The organism is Halomonas sp. DP3Y7-2 (genome assembly GCF_019800795.1).
Taxonomy (GTDB): domain Bacteria; phylum Pseudomonadota; class Gammaproteobacteria; order Pseudomonadales; family Halomonadaceae; genus Halomonas; species Halomonas litopenaei_A.
Genome location: NZ_JAHVKJ010000005.1, coordinates 325,865 through 347,117, shown reverse-complemented (window position 1 = coordinate 347,117; position 21,253 = coordinate 325,865). Strand labels below are relative to the sequence as shown.

General features: G+C 58.4%; 19 protein-coding genes, 1 tRNA gene and 1 pseudogene. 19 read left to right on the top strand and 2 right to left on the bottom strand.

Annotated features, from left to right (window positions below; all coding sequences use genetic code 11):
* The 6 genes and pseudogenes from KUV45_RS06880 to KUV45_RS06860 all read left to right on the top strand — a co-directional run.
* Window positions 1-4,941: DUF637 domain-containing protein (locus tag KUV45_RS06880; RefSeq protein WP_222163882.1), on the top strand; the 4,941-nt coding region annotated here is incomplete at its 5' end.
* Window positions 4,931-5,335 carry a hypothetical protein gene (locus KUV45_RS06875; protein ID WP_222163881.1) on the top strand — a complete coding sequence of 135 codons (405 nt, stop codon included), beginning with the start codon at window positions 4,931-4,933 and terminating at the stop codon, window positions 5,333-5,335. The genes KUV45_RS06880 and KUV45_RS06875, both read left to right, overlap by 11 nt.
* Before the next feature lie 369 nt (window positions 5,336-5,704).
* Window positions 5,705-6,561 (top strand): annotated as a pseudogene (locus tag KUV45_RS06870) (colicin E5-related ribonuclease).
* 10 nt (window positions 6,562-6,571) lie between these two features.
* Complete coding sequence (locus KUV45_RS20430) at window positions 6,572-6,820, top strand: hypothetical protein (protein ID WP_224852095.1); 249 nt, start codon at window positions 6,572-6,574, stop codon at window positions 6,818-6,820.
* Between the two features lie 403 nt (window positions 6,821-7,223).
* Window positions 7,224-7,607, top strand: a complete 384-nt coding sequence (locus KUV45_RS06865; RefSeq protein WP_222163879.1) for a hypothetical protein — start codon at window positions 7,224-7,226, stop codon at window positions 7,605-7,607.
* 214 nt (window positions 7,608-7,821) lie between these two features.
* A complete protein-coding gene (locus KUV45_RS06860; RefSeq protein WP_222163878.1) occupies window positions 7,822-8,115 on the top strand; it encodes a hypothetical protein in 294 nt (97 codons plus the stop codon).
* 859 nt (window positions 8,116-8,974) lie between these two features.
* Here KUV45_RS06860 and KUV45_RS06855 read toward each other — a convergent pair.
* A tRNA-Pro gene (locus KUV45_RS06855) sits at window positions 8,975-9,051 on the bottom strand.
* 205 nt (window positions 9,052-9,256) lie between these two features.
* On the opposite strand from KUV45_RS06855, the gene KUV45_RS06850 reads away from it, so the two are divergent.
* The 7 genes from KUV45_RS06850 to KUV45_RS06820 all read left to right on the top strand — a co-directional run bounded on the left by KUV45_RS06850 (window position 9,257) and on the right by KUV45_RS06820 (window position 15,214).
* Complete coding sequence (locus tag KUV45_RS06850; RefSeq protein ID WP_206938478.1) at window positions 9,257-9,610, top strand: CidA/LrgA family protein; 354 nt, start codon at window positions 9,257-9,259, stop codon at window positions 9,608-9,610.
* A complete protein-coding gene (locus KUV45_RS06845) occupies window positions 9,610-10,338 on the top strand; it encodes an LrgB family protein (RefSeq protein WP_206938480.1) in 729 nt (242 codons plus the stop codon). Before KUV45_RS06850 ends, KUV45_RS06845 begins: the two co-directional genes overlap by 1 nt.
* Window positions 10,339-10,427: 89 nt before the next feature.
* The gene (locus KUV45_RS06840; protein ID WP_206938482.1) at window positions 10,428-10,601 is read left to right on the top strand and encodes a DUF2970 domain-containing protein; all 174 of its coding nucleotides are present in this window, start codon (window positions 10,428-10,430) and stop codon (window positions 10,599-10,601) included.
* A gap of 247 nt (window positions 10,602-10,848) precedes the next feature.
* A complete protein-coding gene (gene coxB / locus KUV45_RS06835; protein ID WP_222163877.1) occupies window positions 10,849-11,979 on the top strand; it encodes a cytochrome c oxidase subunit II in 1,131 nt (376 codons plus the stop codon).
* Between the two features lie 96 nt (window positions 11,980-12,075).
* Window positions 12,076-13,704 carry a cytochrome c oxidase subunit I gene (gene ctaD / locus KUV45_RS06830; protein ID WP_206938486.1) on the top strand — a complete coding sequence of 543 codons (1,629 nt, stop codon included), beginning with the start codon at window positions 12,076-12,078 and terminating at the stop codon, window positions 13,702-13,704.
* Window positions 13,705-13,721: 17 nt separating this feature from the next.
* Window positions 13,722-14,354 (top strand): cytochrome c oxidase assembly protein, encoded by a 633-nt coding sequence (locus KUV45_RS06825; RefSeq protein ID WP_222163876.1) that lies wholly within the window; start codon window positions 13,722-13,724, stop codon window positions 14,352-14,354.
* Window positions 14,351-15,214 (top strand): cytochrome c oxidase subunit 3, encoded by an 864-nt coding sequence (locus KUV45_RS06820; RefSeq protein ID WP_222163875.1) that lies wholly within the window; start codon window positions 14,351-14,353, stop codon window positions 15,212-15,214. The genes KUV45_RS06825 and KUV45_RS06820 overlap by 4 nt, the downstream gene beginning before the upstream one ends.
* 214 nt (window positions 15,215-15,428) lie before the next feature.
* Here KUV45_RS06820 and KUV45_RS06815 read toward each other — a convergent pair whose 3' ends face one another.
* Complete coding sequence (locus KUV45_RS06815) at window positions 15,429-15,620, bottom strand: DUF2909 family protein (protein WP_206938492.1); 192 nt, start codon at window positions 15,618-15,620, stop codon at window positions 15,429-15,431.
* On the opposite strand from KUV45_RS06815, the gene KUV45_RS06810 reads away from it, so the two are divergent.
* The 6 genes from KUV45_RS06810 (at window position 15,619) to KUV45_RS06785 (ending at window position 21,103) form a co-directional block, all read left to right on the top strand.
* Window positions 15,619-16,338, top strand: a complete 720-nt coding sequence (locus KUV45_RS06810) for an SURF1 family protein (protein ID WP_222163874.1) — start codon at window positions 15,619-15,621, stop codon at window positions 16,336-16,338. The two genes, KUV45_RS06815 and KUV45_RS06810, sit on opposite strands and share 2 nt — an antisense overlap.
* A gap of 23 nt (window positions 16,339-16,361) precedes the next feature.
* Window positions 16,362-17,132 (top strand): hypothetical protein, encoded by a 771-nt coding sequence (locus tag KUV45_RS06805; protein ID WP_222163873.1) that lies wholly within the window; start codon window positions 16,362-16,364, stop codon window positions 17,130-17,132.
* Window positions 17,125-18,279: a heme A synthase gene (locus tag KUV45_RS06800; RefSeq protein WP_222163872.1), complete on the top strand. Its 1,155-nt coding sequence runs from the start codon at window positions 17,125-17,127 to the stop codon at window positions 18,277-18,279. The genes KUV45_RS06805 and KUV45_RS06800 overlap by 8 nt, the downstream gene beginning before the upstream one ends.
* A complete protein-coding gene (gene cyoE, locus KUV45_RS06795; protein ID WP_222163871.1) occupies window positions 18,272-19,189 on the top strand; it encodes a heme o synthase in 918 nt (305 codons plus the stop codon). Before KUV45_RS06800 ends, cyoE begins: the two co-directional genes overlap by 8 nt.
* Before the next feature lie 320 nt (window positions 19,190-19,509).
* Window positions 19,510-19,977, top strand: a complete 468-nt coding sequence (locus KUV45_RS06790) for a DUF2489 domain-containing protein (protein WP_206938501.1) — start codon at window positions 19,510-19,512, stop codon at window positions 19,975-19,977.
* 319 nt (window positions 19,978-20,296) lie between these two features.
* Window positions 20,297-21,103 (top strand): OmpA family protein, encoded by an 807-nt coding sequence (locus KUV45_RS06785; protein ID WP_206938504.1) that lies wholly within the window; start codon window positions 20,297-20,299, stop codon window positions 21,101-21,103.
* Window positions 21,104-21,253 lie beyond the last annotated feature (150 nt).

Sequence of the window (21,253 nt, the reverse complement as noted above, 5' to 3'; positions counted from 1 at the left end):
ATGACGCTGCATACGCAGCAGCTGTTCAACCGCTATGGGGACATCTATAGCCGGGGCGACCTGACCCTGGCACGCAACAGCGCCTTGGCCAAGGCGGACCGGCTGGAAAACCGCTCCGGGACCATCGAAGCCGAGGGGGATATGACGGTCGCGGTGAGCAATGTCACAAATACCGTTGATGCGTTTTCTACAGAGCAACAGCTGGTAGGTCGTGAAGTTTCGGGCACTCAGTACGAAGTTCGTATGTATCGCAAAACGGTGGACCACGACGGCCATGATGGGAGCGGAGCGACAGAAACCATCACGCTACTGGGCACTATCGATCATTTCGGTGAATACCAGCTCGTTGAGCGCTTCGAAAATAGTGTCAGCCTGGAGTCCGCTGCTGCCGAAATAGTGGCCGGGGGTAATGTCACGTTGCTCACCGATGAACTGGTGAATGATGCCAGTATCATCGCTGCCAACGGCGATGTGGTGATTCGTACTGACACCTTGGAAAATACCGGCCGGTCCAACACCTTGGTCGAAAAAACCACCGTGTTGGCAACGGACGAAGACGCACTAGCCTGTACAAAGAGAGAAAACTTTAATCGCTGCATGGGCTATAGCGGCAGCGGTGGCCGTTTCTATCGATTGTTCATTGATGAATCCAACTCTCGATTCGATAGCTGGAATACAACGAGTGGATTTGATAGTGGCAACACGCTTCTTCCTCTTCCTTTTCTCACTGATGAAGTGGTCAAGGTCAGCGAGGTGGAAACCCGCACCATTCTCCCAGGTGGTGCTCCCGCCGTGATTTCCGCCGGTGGCCGTGTCTCCATTACCGCCACCGAGCAACTCCACAACGGCGATATCCAGGAACATACCCTGGCCCAGTTGCAGGGGCGCCTTGGCGATGCGGCGACCCAGGGGCCGGTTTCCACGCTGTCCATGACCCTGGGCCGTGATGCCGACCAGGCCAGTGCCCAGGGGCTGAACGCGCCATCGCGAGTGGACCGCAGTGGTGCCAGCCGCGATGCGTCGCTGGCGGATATCGGCGCAACGCCCAACACCGCTGGCGGGGGTCTTGACGGTGCACTGGACACCAGCGCGGGAGCCGGATTTGACGCGGGAGGCGGCGTCTGGGTCTTCGACGACGCGCCCTTCCTGCGGGTCGATATCGCGCAGACGCCGTCCTTCCGGCTGCCGGAAGGTGACTATGGCCTGTTCGTGCGCGCCCCCGAGGCCCAGGGGCGCTATCTGGTCGAGACCAACCCGGAGTTCACCAACCTCGAGCAGTGGCGCGGTTCCGACTACCTGCTCGACAAGCTCGGCTACACCGACGACGAGGCCTATCGGCTGCTCGGCGATGGTCGCTATGAATCCCGGCTGATCCGCCAGGCAGTGCTGGCCACCACCGGCCAACGCTACCTCAGTGAGGGGCTGGGCGATGACTACGCCCAGTATCGCTACCTGATGGATAACGCCCTGGCCTCGAAGGACCGCCTGTCCCTGGCGTTGGGGGTGGGCTTGAGCCCCGAGCAGGTGGCGGCGCTGACCCACGACATCGTCTGGCTGGAGGAGCGTCAGATCGACGGCCAGACGGTGCTCGCGCCGGTGCTGTACCTGGCCAACCTGGACAGCCGAGACGTGCGCGGTGGTGGGGTGATCCAGGGCCGTGACATCGACCTGATCAGCGGCGGTGACTTGGTCAACGTCGGCACCCTGCGCGCCACCCACGATCTTAATGCCTACGCTGCTGGGTCAGTGTTGCAGGGCGGCCTGGTCGAGGCCGGAGACGCCCTGAACCTCACCGCCCGCGACGATATCCGCAACGCCATGGGGGGACAGATTCGCGGCGATCGGGTCAGCCTGACGGCCCTTGAGGGGGACGTGGTCAACGACCGCCTAAGCGTGGCGGCTGGCACCTCACGGGACTATCGCAGCTATCTCGACCAGGGCGGCAGCATCAGCGCCCGCGATCAACTCGACATCCAGGCCGGGCGTGACGTGATCAATCGTGGCCGCCTGACAAGCGGTGCTGACCTGTCCGTGACCGCCGGTCGTGACATCGTGGCCGGAGCCGTGGTGGACGTCAGCCATTGGCAGGATGCCCGTGGTCGCGATTATCAGGACAGCGCCACGACGCTCGGCTCAACCACCACCGCCGGGGGCGATCTTACCTGGCAGGCCGGACGGGATATCGCGATCGACGCCAGTCAGGTCTTAAGCGGTGATGACCTGGTGCTGGCCGCCGGGCGCGACATGGCTATTGTCTCCGGTGAGGACAGCGACGCCAGCCGCGACGTCAGTCGTCGCCAGATCACCACTACCGATAACGTGACCCAGGTGGGCAGCACCCTTGAGTCGGGAGGCAGCGCGAGCCTTAGCGCCGGCGGTGACATCACCCTGGCGTCTGCGGCTAACTCCAGCGAGAGCCACACCCGCAAGCCCAACAAGACCTACGACACCCGCACAGTGCGCCAGCAGGGCGGCGAGCTGGCGGCCGGCACCGACCTGACGGTGGCCGCCGGGGGCGATCTCACCCTGGTGGCAAGTACCGCCAGCGCCGGTGATGAGGCGTATCTGTATGCCGGTGGCGACGTGGTCCTGCTGGCTGCCAACGACGAGGATTACTCCCGCTACGAGAAGAACGAGAGCGGTGGCCTGTTCGGCGGTGACAAGCATCGTCTCGATGAAGTGCAGGACCTGCGCGCCCAGGGCAGCGAGATCGCCAGCGGCGGTGACCTGATCATCGTCAGCGACGGCGACCAGACCTATGAGGGCGCCCGACTCGATGCGGGCAACGATCTGGTGCTGGACAGCGGCGGCGAGATCACCTTCGCCCATGCCCGTGACCTGCATAGCGAGACCCACGAGAAGAGCTCGAGCAATGCCGTCTGGCAGTCGGCCAAGGGCGAAGGCGAGACCGTCGAGACCCTGCGTCAGAGTGAGCTGGTGGCCCAGGGGGAGCGGATCATCCGCGCCGCCCAGGGCGTCAACGTCGACATCGAGCAGGTCGATGAACAGAGCATCCACCAGACCATCTCCGCCATGGTCGAGGCCGACCCGAGCCTTGCCTGGTTGGCCGAGATGGAAGCCCGTGGCGACGTCGACTGGCGCGAGGTCAAGGCCCTCCATGACCAGTGGGACTATGACCACTCAGGCATGAGCGCCGCCGCGCAGCTGGTGGTGGCGATTGTGGTGGCCTACTACGTCGGCCCCATGGCCACCAAGCTGGTCGCGGGTGGTGCGACAACTGGCGCCCTGGCGGCTGGTGGCTGGGCCAATGTAGCGGCTGCTACCTCGCTCACCAGTGTGGCCAGCAATGCCGCCGTCAGCACCATCAATCAACAGGGGGACCTCGGCGAGGCTTGGGGCGACGTCACCTCCAGTGACGCCCTGCGCGGCTACGCTGTAGCGGGCATGACCGCCGGGCTGACCAACGGCCTGTACGACGGTTGGACCGGCACCCAGACCGGCCTGACAACTGGCCTTCCTAATAGCGGGACGGTCACAGGCGCCCCCCTTGGCACCTGGCAAGGGGCGGGTCAGTTCGGCGCCAACCAGCTCTTGCAGAACACCACCTCCGCGCTGCTGGACCGGGCGCTTGGCGGTGACGCTGCGCTGGGTGACGCAGTTCAAGTGAGCCTGGCCAACACCTTCGCCGCCGCTGGTTTTAACGCTATCGGCAATACCTCCCTTGAAAACGGCAGCCTGAACAAGGCCGCCCTGCACGCCGTCATGGGCGGCCTGGCCGCCGAAGCCGCAGGCGGTGACTTCACCACCGGTGCACTCGCCGCCGGTGCCAACGAACTGCTGGTCGACAAGCTCGCTGGAGAGTACAGCGACCTGGACCAGGCCGACAAAGGCCGGTTGCTGGTAATGAACTCCCAGATCATTGGCGTCATTGCCGCCGAGATCGCCAGCAACGACGACAGTGAGCTGCAGATCGGTGCCCAGGTGGCGGGGAGTGCGACGCAGTATAACCGGCTGCTGCATCCGCAGGAGCGGGAGGTTTTGGCAGACCGGTCTCGCGAGCTAGCAGCGGAGCGGGGTGAACCTAGTATTGGTGATCTGAGCTGGGACGATATGTTCGCACTGGTCTCTGGCGCTCAGTTGGACGCTAGCCAAACCACCGCCTTCAGTGACTTGCTCGCCAGCTTGGGCACATCCAGCAATGCAAACAACCCACAGTATGCGAGGTTCATGAGTGACCTTCAGGTCGCACAGGCCGCCTACAATGAAATAAGGCAACAGTATGCTGGGCAGCCGCTCAGGTGGAGTGATGGAGAAGTCATCATCGCTCACGGTGAGCCAGTGGTCATGTTCCAAGCAAGCGAGGCCCAGTACCAAGATGGCAGCCTGTTTGGAGCGGTGGATTCCAGCTACTGGGGAAGTGGGCTCGACTCACCGTATAGTTTGGGAGCAACTGTCCACCACCAGGGCGAGATGGCTTCGATTGGCAGCGCTGGCTCCGCCGATACCATCAGGGTGTATGATCAAGCCTACTGGAGTGCCATGGGGGGCGGCGCTGAAGTCGACACCACCGATGTTGACATTGTATTGACGCTATCGGGTGGTGGTGTTGCAGCCAAGGCTGCGGCGTCGGGGATCAGAAGGTTGCTGCAGTCGCGGCTGGTTACCAATGGATCAATACCGCTTAGTAGGTTAGGCGACTTTTTTGTTGATGGGGCTATTCCTAAAGCTAGTGAGTTGAAAGTGTGGGCTGAAAGCCAGGGGTGGGTTGCAAGCCAGAGTGCTAGAGGTCCTTTAAAGTACTTGGACCAGAACGGTGTTGCTCGCATCACAATAAAGGGCGGAAGTGAAAGAGCACCGGGTAGTGCTGCGCCTCACATCGAGGTTAGAAATTCGGCAGGGCAAAGGATTGATCCGAAGACTGGAGAGTTGACGAGTCGTCGCTCGCCAGGGAATCACACGGAGATTGAACTTGATATATAATGACGAGAAATATAAAAAATGGAATGAGTACTTTACTATTCAAGGTCTTAAGGATGTTTATCTTCAGGATAGTTATGTTCTGAAGATTGATAAAGGGCCTGATCATATATCTTTTTTCATGGATTTTGTATTAATGGAAACGCACTCTAAATACATTAATTATCATCCAGGTGAGCAGTATTGCTACAGACGCGGTGTTATCGAGTTCGCTGTGGTGGAGAAAGTTAATAAGTTCTATAACAGTTTTATGGTTTTTAGTGATCTATCAGAAGAAGCTGATATGGGGAATATTGATGTTTTTTTATGGAAAGGGAAAAGGTACATCCTACAAGGAGATTGGGGGGAGCTGGATGTTGAATGTGAACGTGTAATGGTATACTTATACGGTTCTTGAACCAGATGGGCACGGTTTTCGGTCTCAATGAGCAAGTGGAACATGAGATTGATCAAGTAAGCTATCGCATGACTCGCCGGGCAGACTCAGCCTCCAGGCGCAATATTATTGGAGTGAAGGAGCGCAAGACTCCTGAAATAACGTAAGTTACGTCTCGGATGTTCAATTGGCCAGAAAGGGATGTCCGTTACTTCGGCCTAGCGCCGTAACGGAGTTGACGATCTGGTCAACGCCGGCGCCACTCAGGGGAGTGCGACGCAGTATAACCGGCTGCTGCATCCGCAGGAGCGGGAGGTTTTGGCAGACCGGTCTCGCGAGCTAGCAGCGGAGCGGGGTGAACCTAGTATTGGTGATCTGAGCTGGGACGATATGTTCGCGCTGGTCTCTGGCGCTCAGTTGGACGCTAGCCAAACCACCGCCTTCAGTGACTTGCTCGCCAGCTTGGGCACATCCAGCAATGCAAACAACCCACAGTATGCGAGGTTCCTGAGTGACCTTCAGGTCGCACAGGCCGCCTACAATGAAATAAGGCAACAGTATGCTGGGCAGCCGCTCAGGTGGAGTGATGGAGAAGTCATCATCGCTCACGGTGAGCCAGTGGTCATGTTCCAAGCAAGCGAGGCCCAGTACCAAGATGGCAGCCTGTTTGGAGCGGTGGATTCCAGCTACTGGGGAAGTGGGCTCGACTCACCGTATAGTTTGGGAGCAACTGTCCACCACCCGGGCGAGATGGCTTCGATTGACAGCGCTGGCTCCGCCGATACCATCAGGGTGTATGATCAAGCCTACTGGAGTGCCATGGGGGGCGGCGCTGAAGTCGACACCACCGATGTTGATATTGTACTGACGCTATCGGGTGGTGGTGTTGCAGCCAAGGCTGCGGCGTCGGGGATTAGAAGGTTGCTGCAGTCGCGGGTGGGAGGTGTTGGTAAAGTCCTTAATGTACCTGCAGAGGATGTAGCAATATCTATTGCTCCAAAGATTGAGCGGCAAATGGGGCGTAGAGGGTGGGACCGATCTTCGATTAGCGAAACGATTTTGGAACCCAGAAGAAAGGTTTCAACTTGTGATGTACGTCATAACCCTGAAATTGGTAGGAGGAATGATGATCCGGCTACAGCGTACATTAATAGTGACGGATCTTACGTAGTTAGGAAGATCGAACTGGGGATATTGTTCAGGTTTCAGATCGTACTGATCCTGATTGGAGATCTCCTTTTGATTGAGGTGAATGGAGTGGAGACTGACTATTTAACCATGAAGAATGCAGTTAACTTTCTTCATGAGTGTGAAAGTAAAAGAATCTTTGTTTTTGGTGTGGAGAGATTTTTATGTGGAGATGATGGAAACTTCCCTGATTTAGATGGAATCGCTGATTTTTCATCGTTAGGGGAAGAAAATGTATCTATGTCGATTATGTCGGCAAAGCAGTTTATGTCGTTGTTCGGGAGTGATGAGAATGAACGATTCAAGATTGTCTTTTGAGTTGTGAGTTCTAACCACCTTTTTCATCAAAGCGCTGAATAATAGTTGTTAGCTAAGGGTGGGCCAAGGGCAGATCAGCTTCTAAGTGCAACAGGATCAATGGGCGGATGGGGGAGCCTCATGACACTTCGCCAGGGATGCAGCTGCTGAGTGCTCCCCCCTGGCCGTGATTTCCACTGGTGGCACGTTCAGGACTGGCGAGGAAGTATATGTCGATGAGATTACGGACCGGACTGTGAACAGTTCGAGAGTTCGGGATGAGCGACAGACTGCTGTGGGCCGAGATGGTATCGCGGGTGATATTGGCGGGCATATTCAAGCTTGCCGTCATGGCGGCACCTGTGATCGTTTCAATCTGTTTCCTCAGAACTAGATTTTCAACAACAGCGCTTATAAGCGGTGGGTGAACGAAATCAACCTGTCTCTGCAAAATGGCGATGATGTGGGAAATGTGCCTGTGCGGCTGAACCGGGCCGATCCATGTAATCCGAGGCCGGATAGCATTGAGATCGAGTATCAGATCAATGGGCGAACCTTTACGCGTGATTTTGAAAATCAAGCGGGGGAAAGGGCAATGAACTCTATAGAAGAGCAACTGCAAGCCATCGATCAACTGACGTATGCTAGCTTGACTGATGTTCCGAGGCGTGTGGTAAAAATTTATGATGCGAGCAATATAAGTAATGCTATCCGGCTAAACCACCAGCTTGCGGCGGAGGAAATTGCAAGCGGCCGTGGTTTGAAAAGCATATTGTTCAACAGTGCGAATTTTCAGGTTTTCAAATAGAAATACGTTAGCAATATAAAGATCATATTGAGAATGTTTTAAATAGTCCAAGCAGTGTTCGCCACACCCCCGATGGGAGGAGCTTCCATTTGCATGAAGATACGGGAACTGTGGTTGTTAGAAATCCAAATGTGCCAGATGGGGGCACTGCATTTCAGACACTTAATTGGACCGAATATGTCTCACAGCTCCCCACAAGAACGGAGCCATATTGATGGACGATAACCCTCTACTTTTAATCATAAAACGGGCTTTGCTTTCACTAGAGGAAAAGGGGGAAATTGTGGTGTGCTCTGCTACGCCGGACTTTCCAGCCGAAATTATACTTGAGGCGGTAGAGGCCTTTGTTTCAAATGTAGAAATTTCTTTAAATGAAATGTCAAGTTTGAGATCTTTAGTCTTCCACTCAATCAAAGATACAGAGTTTTTTGATTGGGAGATGCAACTGCTGACAGGTCTTTCAGCAGATGAGTTTAGCGCTGTTGCTGAGAAACTCCCGAAAGGCTAGTTTTCAGGTCCAAGATGTTCAATTGAACATAAGCCGGCCTCTCCCAAACCTCTGTGAACCTGCGACGTTCGGGAGGGGCTGTGCGCCTCTCCTTGCTTTAGCAGTCTGTCTTGCTGTTTTACCCTATGATGAGAGAGGATTGTTTTTCCTGTAGGTTGTCTTTTGAAGAACTTTTCGTTTTTGTTGGAACGTTTCCACCGCAAAAATCTCGTGCTTCACTCGTGATAAATTCTTTAAAGGCTAGCGATGTCGTAGGGACTAATGGTAGTAGCTATGTTTACAGAGTGATTTATTAAGATGTTGAGAAAAATATTTCCATTGGAGTTGGTTCAAGTGGATTTGTGGTTAGGGCAAGCCCTGTAGGTAAATGGAAGTCATCGCCATGACTAGATTATATTTAATGTGTGAGTTTCTGGCTAGTCCAATTTTCTGTCCTGATATAGAGAGTATGGGCCATATTGGTATCGAAAACCTTCCAATCTCTATTGGACTTCGACGTAGAATTTTGTTGTGGGACTACACATATCAGGGCACCTATTGTGATGACTATCCCCCTGACTCCGGGTTTCAGAGTCGAGAGGAAGAGGTTGCACACGATAGAGAAGGGAATAAGTTAGCGAAATTTTTACAGCAAGAGCTCGGAAGTGACTACTCGGTGGAATACAAAGGCGTGAACTAATTTTGCCTCATTAGTCCTAGATTCACGGAATAACCGTAGCACTTTGGGCAAGGGTGGGGCATGACTCGGTGATGAGGTAGCGGGTGCCACCATTGCCTCCAGGCTGGATGAGGTCATGTCTTCAGATACAAAAAAAGCTCCGACGCGGAGGGCGCAAGAGCTTTTTTCAGAAGTATTCAGTGGTCGGAGCGACAGGATTCGAACCTGCGACCTTTGCAACCCCATTGCAACGCGCTACCAAGCTGCGCCACGCTCCGACTTGGCCTTTGGGCTCTGTGACCGTCTGGCCTGTCCCCCGAAGACGAGGCGTATACTAGCGCGTTCATTTCGAAATGAAAACCCCTTTTTGCGCTTTTATTTCAATTGGTTGGAAATTGACCGCTGGTGATGGTCAGCGCTGCCCAGTTTGTCTGTGCTCTGACACACTATAGGGAGAGTAAACAAGGTGCGGAGGGGACGCGGATGCCGCTGATTCTGGGAATGAGCCTATTGCTGGGCTGTCAGTTTGCGGGTGAATTATTGGCTCGGCTGTTGGGGCTGCCGATTCCGGGGCCTGTTATCGGGATGGTCATACTGCTGGTGGGTCTGACGATCCGCGGCAAGGTACCTAAGAGTCTGCGGACCACGGGTGAGGGGCTGCTGCGTTACCTGACGCTGTTGTTCGTGCCTGCCGGGGTGGGCTTGATGGTGCATGGTCGACTGATTGCCAATGATGGCGTGGCCATCGCGGCAACTCTGGTGCTGTCGACCGCGCTGACATTGGCGGTAACGGCCTGGGTGATGTCGTCGCTGGCGACGCGCAGGGGAGGTCGCTAATGGAAGCCTCTGCTCTGGATGAACTGTGGGTCTATCTGTCGGGGAATCCGCTGGTCTCGCTGCTGGTGACGCTACTGGCCTTTGCCCTGGCCGTGCGCATCAATCGTTGGCTGGGTGGGACGCCGCTGCTGCATGCGGTGACGCTTAGCATTGCGCTGATCATTACCTTTCTTCTGCTGACCGGGATTGACTACGCGACGTACTTTGAAGGTGCTCAGTTCATCCACTTTCTGCTGGGCCCGGCCACCGTCGCTCTGGCGATACCGCTTTACGATCACCGAGAGCGGGTGCGCCAGCTGCTGGTGCCACTGTTGGCCGCCTGTGGCGCGGGTATCGTGACGGCGGTGGCCTCGACGCTGGGCTTGGCGCTGCTGTTTGGCGCGTCTCCGCAGACAGTGCTGTCGCTGGCACCTCGTTCAGTGACGTCGCCGATTGCCATGGGGGTGGCGGAGCAGATTGGTGGTATTCCATCGTTGGCGGCGGGCCTAGTGCTGATTACCGGCTCCATTGGATGTGCCCTGGGGCCTTTCATTTTTCGCATGCTGGGCGTTCGTGATCCGGTGGTGCAGGGCTTCACCATGGGACTGGCGGCGCATGGCTTTGGTACCGCCCAGGCTTTTGCCAAGCTCGGTGCCATGGCGGGGGCCTTCTCTGGACTTGCCATGGGGCTCACAGGTTTGGTGACGGCCTTTCTGCTACCGGCGCTGGTAGCACTTTTCGGACTATGACCTTCGTCTAATGCGCAACGCAAACTGTCTCCGGCTGAACTATGGTCAAGCGAAGGACGAGGGATGACTTGACCTGACCGGAGGTCGCGATGTGGAAGACCATTACGTCTGTACTCGCCGCCTTCTTTGGCGTTCAGAAGGAATCCCGACGGCAGGAGGATTTCACCTCTGGCAAGGCGTCCAGTTTTATCGTGGTAGGCATCCTGGCAGGGGTGCTGTTTGTGGTGGTACTGGTAGTGATCGCCACCTTGGCGGCGGGGTAGTGACTCCACCGGCGAGGTGGCGATCTGCGTTGTGGCACCTGGTGTGGGGGAAGTGGGTGATGCGCTTCCGGGAAGTGCCGGGTAAGGCAACAGCGCGGTGTTGCATGCCGGATGCATCTGGTCATGACGGATGCGTCAGATGAAGATCCAGGGACTTCGCCGATCAGAACGTATCTACCACCGGGCACAGACGTAACACGACAGACGAATAACAACCGACGTATCACACAGGCTCCAGGAGGCATCGATGCGCATACGCCACGTATGGATGACTGCAGGAATGCTGGTTGCAGCGCTGATGACCGGAGTGAGCGGTTCTCTCCTCGCGGCTGACTGGAACATGCCGGTCGGTGTAACTGACGTGAGTCGTGAAGTGCACTCCTTGCACATGACGATTTTCTGGATCTGCGTAGTGATTGGCGTGGTGGTCTTCGGCGCCATGTTCTATTCGCTGTTTCGCTACCGCCATTCCCAGGGGGCCAAGGCCGCCACGTTTCATGAACACACCACGGTAGAGGTCATCTGGACCGCGCTGCCCTTGCTGATTCTGGTCGGCATGGCGGTGCCGGCCACGGCGACGCTGAAGAAGATGTATGACGCCTCTGACGCTGATCTCGATGTCATGGTCACGGGCCAGCAATGGCGCTGGCATTACAGCTATCTGGGTGAGGATGTCGACTTTACCTCCAATCTTGCGACCCCGCGTGAACAGATCACCGGTGACAGCGCCAAGGGGGACCATTATCTGTTGGAAGTCGATGAACCGTTGGTATTGCCGGTGGGCAAGAAGGTGCGTCTGCTGCTGACGGCAGATGACGTCATCCACTCCTGGTGGGTACCGGAGCTGGCGGTCAAGCAGGATGCGGTGCCGGGATTCGTCAACGAGAACTGGGTAAGAATCAACGAGCCGGGCATCTATCGCGGCCAGTGCGCCGAGCTATGTGGCAAGGATCACGGTTTTATGCCCGTGGTGGTCGAGGCGGTGGAGCAGGAGCAGTTCGACACCTGGCTGGCACAGCGCAAGGAGGCCGCCGCCCAGGAGGCGCAGGGCGTCGACCGCGAGTGGAGCATGGATGAGCTGATGGCCAGGGGCGAGCAGGTGTATGGCTCGATCTGTGCGTCTTGCCATCAGGCTGATGGCAGCGGACTGCCGCCGGCTTTCCCCGCCCTGGCGGGTAACCAGGCGCTGCTGGATGATCCCGGCCGACATGTCGACACCGTCGTCAACGGTGTGTCGGGGTCGGCCATGCCGGCGTTTCGCACCACGCTGAATCCTGTCGAGATAGCCGCTGTCATCACCTATGAACGTAATGCCTGGGGCAATGACTCGGGTGAGGTCACCCAGCCCGCCGAGATCGCCGCAATGCTGGCCGAGTGACGCCCCGTGCGTCACCCAGCCTCGATACACAGATTGACGTGACACGCTGACACCTGGTCCGTGTCGGACGGACTGCCAACCGGGGAGAACTTCGCCATGGCGTCACTGCCTCCCAAGCATCGTCTGCAATCCTCCGCAGCGGATAGCGCTGCGACAGGCCAGCACGAGCATCATCGACCCCGCGGCCTGATGCGGTGGGTGCTGACGACCAACCATAAGGAGATCGGTACGCTGTACCTGATCTTCTCCTTGACCATGTTCTTGATCGGCGGTGTCTTCGCCTTGGTGGTGCGGGCCGAGCTGTTTCAGCCAGGACTTCAGCTGGTTCAGCCTGAATTCTTCAATCAGATGACCACTATGCACGGGCTCATCATGGTGTTTGGCGCGGTCATGCCTGCCTTCGTGGGTCTTGCCAACTGGATGGTGCCGCTGCAGATAGGGGCTCCGGACATGGCGCTCCCGCGGCTTAACAATTTCAGCTTCTGGCTGTTGCCGATTGCCTTTACGCTGATGCTGAGCACATTGTTCATGCCTGGCGGTGCGCCGAACTTCGGCTGGACATTCTATGCCCCGCTGTCCACGACCTACGCACCTCCGTCCACCACCTTCTTTATCTTATCGCTGCATATTGCCGGAATCAGTTCGATCCTCGGCGCCATCAACATCATTGCGACCATTCTCAACCTGCGTGCCCCTGGGATGCGCATGATGGACATGACCTTGTTCGTGTGGACGTGGCTGATCACCGCCTTCCTGTTGATCGCCGTGATGCCGGTCCTCGCGGGCGTTGTCACCATGATGCTGATGGACATTAATTTCGGCACCAGCTTCTTCAACGCGGGGGGCGGCGGCGATCCGGTGCTGTTCCAGCATCTTTTCTGGTTCTTCGGGCATCCCGAGGTCTACATCATGATCTTGCCGGCGTTCGGCATCGTGTCGGTGATTATCCCGACCTTTGCGCGCAAGCGGTTGTTCGGGTACGCCTCAATGGTCTACGCCACGGCGTCCATTGCCATCCTGTCCTTTCTGGTTTGGGCGCACCATATGTTTGTCGTCGGACTGCCATTGGTCGCAGAGCTGTTTTTCATGTACAGCACGATGCTTATCGCGGTACCCACCGGGGTGAAAGTGTTTAACTGGATCACGACACTGTTTCGCGGCTCTATCAGCTTTGAGCCGGCGATGCTGTTTGCCATTGCCTTTGTCGTACTGTTTACCATCGGAGGTTTCTCGGGCTTGATGCTGGCGATCTCACCAGCAGATTTTCAGTATCACGACACCTACTTTGTGGTGGCTCATTTCCACTATGTACTGGTGCCAGGGGCGGTGTTCTCGATCATGGCGGCGGTCTATTACTGGCTGCCGAAGTGGACCGGCCATTATCCGCACCTGCGGTTGTCTCAGTGGCATTTCTGGCTGTCGGTCATTGGCGTGAACCTGACGTTCTTCCCGATGCACTTTTCTGGTCTCGCTGGCATGCCACGGCGTATTCCCGACTACTCGCTGCAGTTCGCTGACTTCAACATGGTGTCGAGCATCGGTGCCTTCATGTTCGGCCTTTCGCAGCTGCTGTTCGTGGTGATCGTCATCATGTGTGTAAGAGGTGGCAAGACCGCGCCCGCCAAGGCGTGGGACGGGGCTGAGGACCTGGAGTGGACCGTGCCAAGCCCGGCTCCGCTGCATACCTTCGAGCACCCGCCCCAGTATCGACCGGTCGAACACTGACGTGCGGGAGATCACCCATGGTGAATGTCGTCGAGGAGCGCAGGCCGCAGGTGCGACGCACCGTCATCAAGACCCTGGTGGTGCTGGCGGGTATGTGCGTCTTTGCCTTCGCGCTGGTGCCCCTCTACGACGTCTTCTGTCAGGTGACGGGCCTGAACGGCAAGACAGCGTCCAGCGCTCAGTCTCTGGTGCACCAGGAGGTGGATGCCGAGCGTACCGTGACCATGCAGTTCGTGACACGTGGTGCGGCTGGCCTGCCATGGCGGCTAGAGGTGGAGGAGCGACAGATCCGGGTGCATCCAGGGCAGAGCGCAGAGGTGCACTTCACCTTTCGCAATCTTGGTGAGCGCTCGCTGGTGGCCCGAGCTGTGCCAAGTGTGACGCCGTCGCCGGCATCGCTACATCTCCGCAAGCTGGTGTGCTTCTGCTTCGAGAACCAGCGTCTGGCGGCGGGCGAAAGCTTTACGGCGCCGCTGGTGTTTCAGCTGACGAGGGACTTGCCGCCCGAGATCAAGACCGTGACGTTGGTGTACACCCTATATCCCCAGGAAAACGACACCGTAACAGCAGCGATGCCGGACGATGGCAAGCATATTGACGCTGTGGCCACGCGGCGCTGGGCGGACAGGTCCTCAGGAGGTGAAACATGAGTGGTGGCAGCTACTATGTTCCCGTAACCAGCAAGTGGCCAATTCTGGGCTCTCTGGCGATGGGCGTGATGATGGTCGGAGGCGGCACCTGGCTGGTACATGGAGCCGTGGGGTCACCGCTGATGCTGGCAGGGTTGGTGGGGATTCTCGCCGTCATGGTGCTGTGGTTTCGCGATGTGATTCGAGAGTCCATGGCAGGCCTGTACGACGCGCAGATGGATCGCTCGTTCCGCTGGGGCATGGGCTGGTTCATCTTCTCTGAGGTCATGTTTTTTGCGGCCTTCTTTGGCGCGCTTTTCTACGTGAGAACCTTGGCACTGCCCTGGCTGGATGGCGAAGGCGCCAAGGGGGTGACGGCGCTGCTTTGGCCTGATTTCTCGGCCAGCTGGCCATTGCTCGATCCGCCGGATAGCCGCATTTCAGGACCCGCGGAGACTCTCAGTCCGTGGCAGCTGCCGCTGGTCAACACGCTGTTGCTGGTGTCATCCAGCATCACTCTTACCGTGGCTCATGAAGCGCTGAAGATGGGGGAGCGACAGGCAACGCATAACTGGCTGTTCGGCACCGTACTGCTGGGGACGTGCTTCATCATTATTCAAGGAGTGGAGTACTACGAGGCCTACCATCACCTCGGGCTGACCCTTGAAGCCGGCATCTACGGTTCAACCTTCTTCATGCTGACAGGCTTCCACGGCCTGCACGTCATCATCGGCACCATCATTCTCGCCAGCATCCTGCTGCGCATACGCAAGGGACACTTCAGTGGCGCCAACCACTTCGGCTTCGAGGCCGCAGCCTGGTATTGGCACTTTGTCGACGTGGTATGGCTTGGGCTTTTCATCTTCGTCTACGTCTTCTGACGCTGACAGGCACCGGGTGATGGCAAGCCCGCGTCCCTCGCCTCAAGGCACATGGGGGGCGAGACCAACAAGGCTGAAGCGGTCGAGAAGAAGTGGACTGAGACAGGGCTTGCTGGGATAGGGCTGACTGAAACAGGGCTGAATGAGACAGGGCTGACTGAGACAGACATGCTCAAGACAGAAAACGACCCGGGCGGGTCACGGACTGATCGGTTCAGCCAAGCGTGCCGCTGGCAAAACCATAGATCAACAAGCCCAGGAGCAGGGCAGCCAAGCCAACGCGGATCTTGAGGGAGATCAGCAGGCGGCGAGATTGACTGTCGTCCTTGAGCAAGAATCCGACGCCTGCGGCCAGGCTGGTCAGCATGGCAATGAAGACGATCAGGATCAGGGATTTGAGCAGCATGGCAAGCGTCCGTTCCGGTGACAGTGAGTGGCGGTGGTCGCCCCGATTGGTGGTGTGGTGCGTGCTCTGCGCAGCGCTGATCGTGCTGGGAGTGTGCCTGGGACTATGGCAGTGGGAGCGGGCTGCCGACAAGCGCCTCTATCTGGAACATCGCGATACGGCACCGACGGTGCACATGCCAGAGACAGTACCCCCAGACGGCGCAAGAGTGTCGTTACAAGGGCGGTTTATGGGTGCCGAAACCCTGTTTCTGGATAATCGCACCCTTGGTCAGCAACTGGGTGTGGCGGTGCTCACACCCTTTGTTGACCTGGAGGGACGGCGCTGGTTGGTGGAGCGCGGGTTTATGGAGACCGGCGTTTCAAGGATGGCACCGAGCGCTGATACGCCAGAGGGTACGGTCACGATCCGCGGCGAATGGCAGATCGACAGCCGCCGCGCGCCACGCTTTGGTGACAATCTCGAGGGCACTCGGTTGCAGCGAATCGAGCTGGCCAGCTGGCAGCAGCCTTTCACCTACCCCGGCTGGCTGCACCAGCGGCAAGGCGAGGGCCATCTGCTTGATTGGTGGGTGCCCAGCGTCATGCCCCCCGAGCGCCATCTTGCCTATGCGGTGCAGTGGTGGGCCTTGGCAGGGGTCGCGACGATCGCTTTGGTGGTGGGGGCCAGGCGGATGCGACAGGACCAGCTGATCAAGACAGACCTTGATGCACGGTAGCGACCGAAAAGACGGGAGGGCCCATGACGGCATTGGCATGGCAGCGCACGAAACTGATCGCTCTGATATCGATCTTCGTGGCACCGATGTTGGTAGCGTGGATCATGGCCGAATGGCGTATAGGCATCCCCGTCGAGCGAACGGCACACGGCTCGCTCGACAGCCAGGTGCCGGTGTTGTCGGAGTGGCCCATCGAGGCTCTGGAGACGGGGCAGGGGGTGACAGGGTCTGCTGATGAGGGCAGCCAGGCCAGCGGCGAACCCATGGCGAGTTCAAGGGCGTGGCGGCTGGTGTTTGATTGCGGTAGTGGCTGCCAAGCAGATGCTGACCGTTGGTGGCGGTTGCACCGTGCATTGGGTAAGGAAGCGCATCGGCTAACCAGGCTTCGCATTGGCGGAACGCCGCCTGCGTTACCCGGCGAATCCCTCTGGCGTTGGTCGACGGTGCCAGAGTGGAGTGGCCAAGGCAGAGCCTGGTTGCTGGATCCCGTTGGGAATGTGGCAGTGGCCTATGCCGATGGCACAGAGACCAGGGCAGTGATGGATGACATCGAGCACCTGTTCAAACGCAATCCAGAGTGGCCAGCCGCGGCAAGGCATCAGCAGGCTACGCCTGGGGTTTCCGGCCCACTTGATGGGCCTCCTTCGATGTCCGGATCAATGTCTTTTCTCGGTAATCGCGCTGATGCAGTCGCTATTGCTGGCGCTGAGGCCTGGGCGGAGACGCGGCCAATGGCCTTGTCTAGTGCACAGGCTTTTACGTCGCTGGTCAGCAGGGAGGTGGCCCATGAGTGATCGGCGGCTGTTCTGGTTGCGAGTGTTGAGCCTGGTGGGGGCCGCCTTCACGGCGGTGGTGATTCTGGCAGGGGCATGGACCCGGCTGCTTGATGCGGGGCTTGGCTGCCCGGACTGGCCGGGCTGTTATGGCAACTTCATGGTGCCGGATGCTGACCAAGCGCTGCGACACAGTCCCGACAGTCCGCTTGATGCCACCAAGGCCTGGATGGAGATGATCCATCGCTATCTGGCCAGCGGGCTGGGGTTGCTGGTGGTCAGCCTGCTGGTGATCGCCTGGCCTCACCGTCGACGGCAAGGCATGCCCTGGCGCCAGATGCTGTTGCTGTTTGCGGTGTTGATGGTGCAGGGCGCCTTTGGCGCTTATACCGTTACCCTCAAGCTGTGGCCTCAGGTCGTCACCTTGCATTTGCTGGGTGGACTGTCTGTGATGAGCCTCTTCGTCTGGCTGCATCTTCGCCTGAGACGCCTGGCTCGCGGCCAAGGTGTTGGCGCAGCGCGCCGGCCCGGTCGTGTGCTGACCATCGCGTTGTTGCTACTGGTGATGCAGCTGGCATTGGGTGGCTGGACGTCGAGCAATTACGCCGGACTGGCCTGCCAGGGGTTTCCTACCTGCAACACACAATGGTGGCCGGAGACCGATTGGGGGGAAGGTTTTCATCTCACCCAGGCAGTGGGGCCCACTTACCTGCATGGGGCTTTGCATGCTGAGGCGCGAACCACCATCCACCTTGCCCATCGCCTTGGAGCAGGATTGCTGGGCATCGCCTTGATGGTCGTCGTGGTCTGTTACTGGCGGCGTCGCGAGATGCGGCCCTGGCTGGCGAGCTTGGCTGCCGCGCTACTGCTACAAGTCGCACTGGGCGTGGCCAATGTGCTGTGGTGGCTACCCCTTGGCCTGGCGTTGCTGCATACAGCAGGGGCGGTATTGCTGGTGTTCACGTTCACTCTGGTGGTCTGGAAACAGCGCTACAGCACGGCCGTGGTGGTCCGCCAACGTCGACCAACGTCGCTGGTGCTGGCTGTGGATGACCTGGACGCCGACCGGCGGCGAGTCGGCAGCGCAGGCTCTTTGATACCTTCACGCTCTGGGCAAGATGTCGGTAGTGAGCCCCAGCGCAAGAAGCGGGGGTGGCTACATGCGTGATGGCCAAGCGGTAGGTTCCGGCATGGCGCCTGTGTCCGTATGGCGTGACCTGTTGGTGCTGTGCAAGTGGCGTGTCGTGGCGGTGATGCTGGTCTGTGTCCTGGTGGGCATGCTGCTGGCGGTGCCCTTGCCGCCGCTCGATACGGTGGTGCTCGGTCTAATGGGGATTGGCCTGTCTGCGGCCGGAGCCGCAGCGATCAATCATGTGGTGGATCGCAAGCTCGATGCCAGAATGGGGCGCACCGCTCGCCGGCCGCTGGCCTCAGGTCGGCTATCAACGCCCCTGGCATTAGGGTGGGCGCTGTCGCTGTGCGTGGTGGGGGTAGGGGTGCTGGCCTTCGCCGTCAATGACCTGACGGCCTGGTTGACCTTGGCCTCGCTGGTGGGCTACGCGCTGGTGTACACCGTCTTTCTCAAGCGGGCCACACCGCAGAACATCGTCATTGGCGGTGTTGCCGGGGCCGCGCCACCGCTGCTGGGCTGGACCGCGGTGACGGGCACCATGGCGCCCGAGCCACTGTTGCTGGTGCTGATTATCTTTGCCTGGACACCTCCGCACTTCTGGGCCCTGGCGATCTACAAGCGAGACGAGTACGCCGAGGCCGGAATTCCCATGCTGCCGGTGACCCATGGCCTGGACTTTGCGCGTTTGCAGGTGTGGCTTTACGGCTGGCTCACGGTCGCGGCGACGCTGTTGCCATTTGTCATTGGCATGAGTGGATGGTGGTACTTATGCTGCGTCCTGCTGCTGAATATACGGTTCATGCATTGGAACCTGAGGGTCTGGCGTGGTCGCGATGAACAGGTGCCGCTGCAGGCATTCTGGTTCTCGATACGCTATCTGTTGGGCGTGTTTCTGGCGTTGCTGAGCGACCACTACCTGTCTCTGGTGCTGACACTCTGGGCCTGATGCTCTCTTTCAGGTTCGCCCTTGCAGATGGGCTCTTAGGTATTCCCGGGATTTAGGCCCGGGTGTTAGGTCTCGGGCTTAGGCGTCAATTTCATGCCTCGGTTTTGGCCTTCAATGTTAGGGCTCGGTGGTAGGTCTGGGGCATGGGTTCATCTGATCGTCACTGATAGCCGCTATGCTTCCTCGAAAGGGGGCCGAGACCGATTGCCGCTGTGCAGGTCTGCTGGCGCGGATGGGGGCGTCCGCCCCCGGCGAAATCGGTTCCGCCCATTGTCAGGATGTGTAGAATGCGCCCTTTGACCATTGCAAAGGGGGCTTCTATGTCCACGACGCTTGCACTTGTCCTGCTGGGAATTGGCTGTGCCGTGATTGCAGGCATGGGCGGGTACGCCTGGTCACTGCGCAAGGAAGTGCGTCGCCGCGAGGCCTTCCGTCAAGACGAGGAACGTCGCGCGCGGGAAAACGGCCTGGAAAATCTCGGACTGGTTGCGTCGGCCCTGGTGCAGCGACAAGTCGATGTGACAGAGGGCTGCTGGCGCCTGAAAGTCCTGTTTGAACTGATCGACCCTGCGCTGCTTGAGCGGCGCGAGTTTCGCGTTGTTGCAGAGGTGTACGAGCAGACACGGCACCTGCACACGCACCAGGCTCGTCAGGCACTTACACCGAAAGAACGGTTTGCCGAGGACAAGCAGAGGTTGGCCGTGGAAGAGGCAAATCGTGAGGATGTGCTGGCTGCGGCACAGGCTGCGCTGGATTTTCAGGCCCGTTACCCCGACAGTCTCAATTGAGCGATCTCGAACACTGTTCGATGAAGTGAATGACGGGCGTCTATCGGCTGTGCTAATTTGATTGTACAGAAGCGATACGTCATGATGTCGCCTGCAAGGGATTGGTCGTGCAGCGCATTTCTTGCACGATGGGCCGTCGGCGGAAGACGTTGAGATATCGAAGGCTATCAGACTGGCTAGTCGCGATATTTCATGCTTTTCTTGCCTATGAGGAAGTAGGGTACCTATCCTGTTTCTCGATCGGCACAACATTGGACCCGCTGAAGAACAGGGTTACCCGTATTCAGCATTGAGTGTCAGAAAGAAGAAGGAGTCTTAAATGAAAAAATCAACGACTGGCTTGCTGCTCGGTTCTGCTCTGGTTGTCGGCCTCTCTGGCTGCGCCAGCTCCGCTTCACAGTCTTCCTCCGGCATGAGCGACGCTAAGCCGTGGTACCAGCACCCGATGGTGTGTGGTATTGCTGGCGGCCTGATCGGCGGCGGCATCGGCTACGGCACCACCAGCGACGACGACGAAGAAACCGGCGCAGCTGTTGGCGCTACTGTCGGCACCGTGGCTGGCGCTCTGCTGTGTGCTGAGCCGAACAAAGAGCCGATGGACGCTCCGAAGGATTCCGACGGTGACGGCGTTTATGATGCCAACGACCAGTGCCCGGGTACTCCGGCCGGTGTCGCGGTTGACGCCGTGGGCTGCCCGCTGGATTCCGACAACGACGGCGTGCCGGACTTCCAGGACCAGTGCCCGGGTACTCCGGCTGGCGTCCAGGTCAACTCCCTGGGCTGCGAAAAGGACCTGGTCCTGCGTGACGTGAACTTCGAGTTCGACTCCGCCACCCTGACAGCTCAGGCTGAGCAGGTACTGGTCGGCATCGCTGAGCGTCTGCGTGCCAACCCGAACGTCGGCGTGCGCATCGAAGGCCATACTGACAGCGTCGGTTCCGACACCTACAACAAGCAGCTGTCTCAGGAGCGTGCCGCTTCTGTTGCTCGCTTCCTGGCCAGCCAGGGCGTGCAGCCGAACCGCATGCGTGCTATCGGCTACGGTGAAGAGCAGCCGATCGCTACCAACGACACTGATGCAGGTCGTGCGGAAAACCGTCGTGTCGAGCTGGGTGAGTGGCAGTAAGTTTGCCCTGACCGAGTCTGTCTCGATCAGCTGATCGAGCGCGACGACATCAGCGAGGCGCCTTCGGGCGCCTCGCTGCGTTTGGTCGCGCAAGATTGTTGCGACATTCGCCCGCCGCGAAGGTAGAGCGTGGCATCGACGACGCTGCTT